The sequence below is a fragment of the Dietzia sp. DQ11-38-2 genome, from assembly GCF_014145055.1.
In the GTDB taxonomy this organism is placed as follows: domain Bacteria; phylum Actinomycetota; class Actinomycetes; order Mycobacteriales; family Mycobacteriaceae; genus Dietzia.
Map to the genome: position 1 here is coordinate 1 of NZ_JAALDW010000368.1, position 4,454 is coordinate 4,454.

General features: G+C 69.8%; 2 protein-coding genes and 1 pseudogene. All 3 read left to right on the forward strand.

The genetic code is table 11. The features are described from left to right. Window positions 1-760, forward strand: a pseudogene (locus G6026_RS12420) (arabinosyltransferase); the annotation flags it as partial. 194 nt (window positions 761-954) lie between these two features. Next, on the forward strand, window positions 955-2,097 hold the full coding sequence (locus G6026_RS12425; protein WP_182613358.1) for an alpha/beta hydrolase family protein: 1,143 nt from the start codon (window positions 955-957) through the stop codon (window positions 2,095-2,097). A gap of 243 nt (window positions 2,098-2,340) precedes the next feature. Further along, window positions 2,341-4,320, forward strand: coding sequence for an alpha/beta hydrolase-fold protein (locus tag G6026_RS12430; protein WP_182613359.1), 1,980 nt, complete (start codon window positions 2,341-2,343; stop codon window positions 4,318-4,320). The last annotated feature ends 134 nt before the right edge of the window (window positions 4,321-4,454 follow it).

Consider the following 4,454-nt stretch of genomic DNA (forward strand, 5'->3'; position numbering starts at 1 on the left):
TGCCTGGCTCGTCGTCGTCGGGTGGGCGGTGACCGTCGAGGTGGTCCAGGACCCGTTCCGGGACGAGCCGGAGACCATCACCGCCGCGGGGATCGTCGACGAGCGGCAGTACTACATCCAGCGCACCGGCCACCGACATCCGCTGCTGGCCGACGACTACCTCGACTTCCCGCGGATGCGGGCCCTGGTGCGGGACGTCTCGACCAACCGGACGGGAGCGGTCTTCCTCCCGGTTCCGGGCTTCCAGGACCGGTGGGACGTGGTGGCCTACGACCGCCCGATGCCCGGCCTGGAGCCCTTCGAACTGCCGGACGACCCACTCAAGACGGTGGTGTTCCTCAACCTGGGCATGACGAGCATGAACCTCCCGCTCGACGTGGACGTCTACGACACGGTGGGGTTGGCCTCCCCCCTGGCCGCGCACACGGACCGGATGGAGGACGGCCGGATCGGGCACGACAAGTTCCTGCCGTACGACTGGGTGCTCGCGCGCACCGGGGTGATCGAGGATCCCGTCAACTTCCCGCGGTGGATCGACGTGAACTGGGTCAACCAGGCGGAGGTGGCACTCACGTGTCCTGCCACCCAGGCCCTGATCGACTCCTATACCGGGCCCTTGACGCTGGAGAAGCGCTGGTCCAACCTGGTTAATGCATTCTCATTCGCCGAGTACCGCATCAACAGAATCCCTGCGTACGAGGTGCAGAGGTGCGGGTTGCCGATGCCTGAGAAAGTGGAGAAGTACCAGGGCACTCGGTAGTGTGGCCCCAGCTGTTATCTCGAATCGATAACAGTAGGAGATCGATCAGGTCCCCGACCTGTAACACCTGTCCCAGATTGAGCGACAGTTACGATGTCGCAGTTCCGGTCCTCCCCTGGTGGGGCCGGTCCGATGGACGTCACCGATGCCCCGGGAGACCTGAGGGCACCAGGAACGAACAAAGGAACCCACGAATGTCCCAGACCACCCTCCGGCGCAAGTTCGCCGCCGGGCTCACCGCCCTGGCGACGGCTGCAGGCCTCGTCGTCGGCGCCCCCGCCCTCGCCGGCGCCCAGGCCACCGAGCAGGGCTCATCGGCCAGCCTCGGTTCCGCCGGATCAGCAGGATCGGCCGGATCGGGCGATGCCCCCAACGCCGCCCCCGCGTTCCGGCCGGCCGCCGGGGACGAGAACCCGGTCGGGTTCCGCAACTGGCTGCGCCCCGGCTGTAGCTGGGATCCGGTCGCCTCGTGGGTCCAGCTCTGCGAGGTCTGGTCGCCGGCGATGAACCGCCACATCAAGGTCCAGGTCCAGCCCGCCCGCTTCGGCGGCAACGCCGGCCTGTACCTCCTCGACGGTCTGCGTGCGCGGGACGACTGGAACGCGTGGACCCGCGACGCCCAGGCGCAGCGCATCTTCCTCCAGGACAACATCACCCTGGTCATGCCGGTCGGCGGCCAGGTCTCCTTCTACTCCGACTGGGATCGGCCCATCAACCTGGGCGGAAACCTGCTCGAGTACAAGTACGAGACCTTCCTGACCCGCGAGCTGCCCGGGTACCTGAACGCCCACTTCGGTGTGCGCACGGACAACAACGCCATCGCCGGGCTCTCCATGGGCGGGTCCGCCGCCGCGATGCTCGCGGCCAAGCACCGCAACCAGTTCAAGCAGGTCTCGGTGTTCTCCGGTTACATGAACCCCACCGCACCGGGCATGTACACCATGATCCCGCTGGCGATGTTCGACCAGTGCAAGTGTGACCCGTTCGCGATGTGGGGCCTGCCGGGCTCGCCGCGCTGGGGTCAGAACGACCCGCTGCTCAACGCGGACAAGCTGCGCGACATCCCGATGTACATCACCGCGGGGTCCGCCATCCCCGGGCAGTACGACCAGCCCTCCAGCCTGCAGGCCGTGTTCAACACGTTCAATGGCATCATCCTCGAGGGCCTGTCGCGCGGATCGACCATCGCGTTCCAGAACACCCTCAACGCCCGTCCGAACCAGGCCACGTTCGACTACCGCACCACCGGCATCCACGGCTGGGGCTATTGGAACGACGACCTGATCGCCGCCCGTTCGGCGCAGATCCTGCCCGTGATGAACGCCTTCGCGTGGTGATCACGACCGGATAGCCGACGAATCGGGCTCCGCTCAGCGAGTCCTCACCCGTCACACCGGGGCCCCGTGCGTAGATTCTCGTGCGGGGCCCCGGTCGCTTGCGTGACCACCGGGTTCGGCCGCGGGAGGGGAGCCCGCGGGCGGACGACGGACCAGGGCCCCGGGAAGAAGCTGTCCGGGTCGCTCTCCGCGGCCCGTTCACCGAGACGGTCGGCGACGACGCGGCAAGGAAGAGAACCTCACATGGCGACCCCCAGCGCACACGCGAGCCCCCGCACCCGGTGGGCGTCCCTCCTGGCGGCCCCTCTCGTGGTGGGAATGGTGGGCTCCGGCCTCGTCGTCCCTCCGGCTGCGGGCGCGCAGGAGACGCCGGTCCGGGCGACCCCGGCCCAGAACTCCCCGACACAGAACCCCCCGGCGACCGCCGGCCCGGCGCAGACCGGCGCCGGCGGGGCGGAGCCGGCCGAGAGCCGCGTGGACTCCCCGTCCCTGCGCGTACCGACGACCATCCCGTCGGGGGTCCGGTTGGACCGGGTCGAGTGGAAGACGGCCAACCGGGTCGCACTGTGGGTGCAGTCGCCGGCCATGGAGCAGGCCATCCAGGTGCAGCTCATGCTCCCGGCGCAATGGAACGCGGAGCCGGAGCGCACGTACCCCTCGCTCCTGCTGCTCGACGGCCTGCGCGCGCGGGACGACGCCAGCGGCTGGACCCTCGAGACCAAGATCTCCCAGTTCTTCGACGCGAAGAACGCGATCATCGTGCTCCCCGTCGGCGGCGAGTCGAGCTTCTACACCGACTGGGTGGCGGACGCCAACGGCTCGGCATACCAGTGGGAGACGTTCCTGATGGAGGAACTCCCACCCCTGCTGGCCCGGGACTGGCGGGTGGGCGACGAGCACGGCGTCGCGGGTCTGTCCATGGGCGGTACCGCCGCGATGATGCTCGCGCAGCGATACCCCGAGCACTTCCGGTTCGCGGCCAGCTACTCGGGATTCCTGGACACCACCAGCTTCGGAATGCCCGAGGCCGTCAAAGTGGCCATGCAGGACGCCGGCGGGTACCAGGCCGAGAGCATGTGGGGACCGCTCGGTTCGACCCGGTGGCAGGAGCAGGACCCCAAGCTCCACACCGACAAGCTCCGCGGTCGGAGCATCTACGTGTCCGCGGGCAGCGGGAACACCGGGCCGTGGGACCAGCCGTCGGGCCTGCCGGACATCCCCACCAACTTCCCGGGCTACGGGCTCGAACTGCTCTCGCGGATGACCACCCAGACCTTCGTCAACAAGGCCCGTGCCGCCGGTGTCGAGGTGACGGCCAACTTCCGCCCGTCGGGCACGCACACGTGGCCGTACTGGCAGTTCGAGATGATGCAGGCCTGGCCGCAGTTCGCGGGTGCCGTCGGGATCGAGAACGTCGAACCCCCGTGCGCCGCACAGGGCGAGATCGCCCGCGTCGCCGAGCGTCAGCCCGGTCTGGGCCCCTGTCTGACGGGTGAGTACGACGTCCGGGGCGGCAAGGCCACCGACTTCCGTTTCGGACGCGCCTTCTGGTCGCAGCAGACGGGCGCGCACTCGGTCCTCGGGGCCATCGGCGCCGCCTACCAGGCCGAGGGCGGTCCTGACGGCCCGCTCGGGCTGCCCACCTCCGGCGAGACCACGACGCCCGACGGGAGGGGCAGGTTCACCCAGTTCCACAACGGCGTCATCTACTGGTCGCCCGCCACCGGCGCGCACGCCATCCGTGGGGCGGTCAGGTCGATGTGGCAGGAGCGCGGCGCCGAACGCGGCGACCTCGGGTACCCGACGACCGACGAGATCACCAATCCCAACAAGCCCGGCGTGGTCCAGGGCTTCCAGGGCGGGACCGTCTACTGGTCCTCCGCCACGGGCCCCAGGGTCGTCAAGGGGGCCATCCTGACGACCTACCGGGAGGCGGGCGCGGAGAACTCGGAGCTCGGGTACCCGGTCACCGACGAGATCTCCCTGTCCACCCGGGGCGGTGCCTTCAGCCGCTTCCAGGGTGGGGCGATCTATTGGTCCGCCCGCACCGGTGCGCACGCCGTGCCTCGCGGGCCGGTGTTCGACGCCTGGGGCACGGTCGACTACGAACGCGGCCGGCTCGGCTATCCCACCAGCGCGCTGCGCACCACCCGTGACGGCCAGGTCATGGAGTTCGAGGGCGGCCGGATCACGGTGACCGGTGGACGGGCGGAGATCTCGTGACGGCCAGGTCCGCGGCGCTCGGGGCCGCCCTCGTCGTGGTGGGTGGGATGCTGGCCGCCTGCGGCGGTGGCGACTCCACGGTGTCCGGCGTCCCCGACTCGGAGACCATGGCCCCGCCCCCGGGCGGCGCCGCC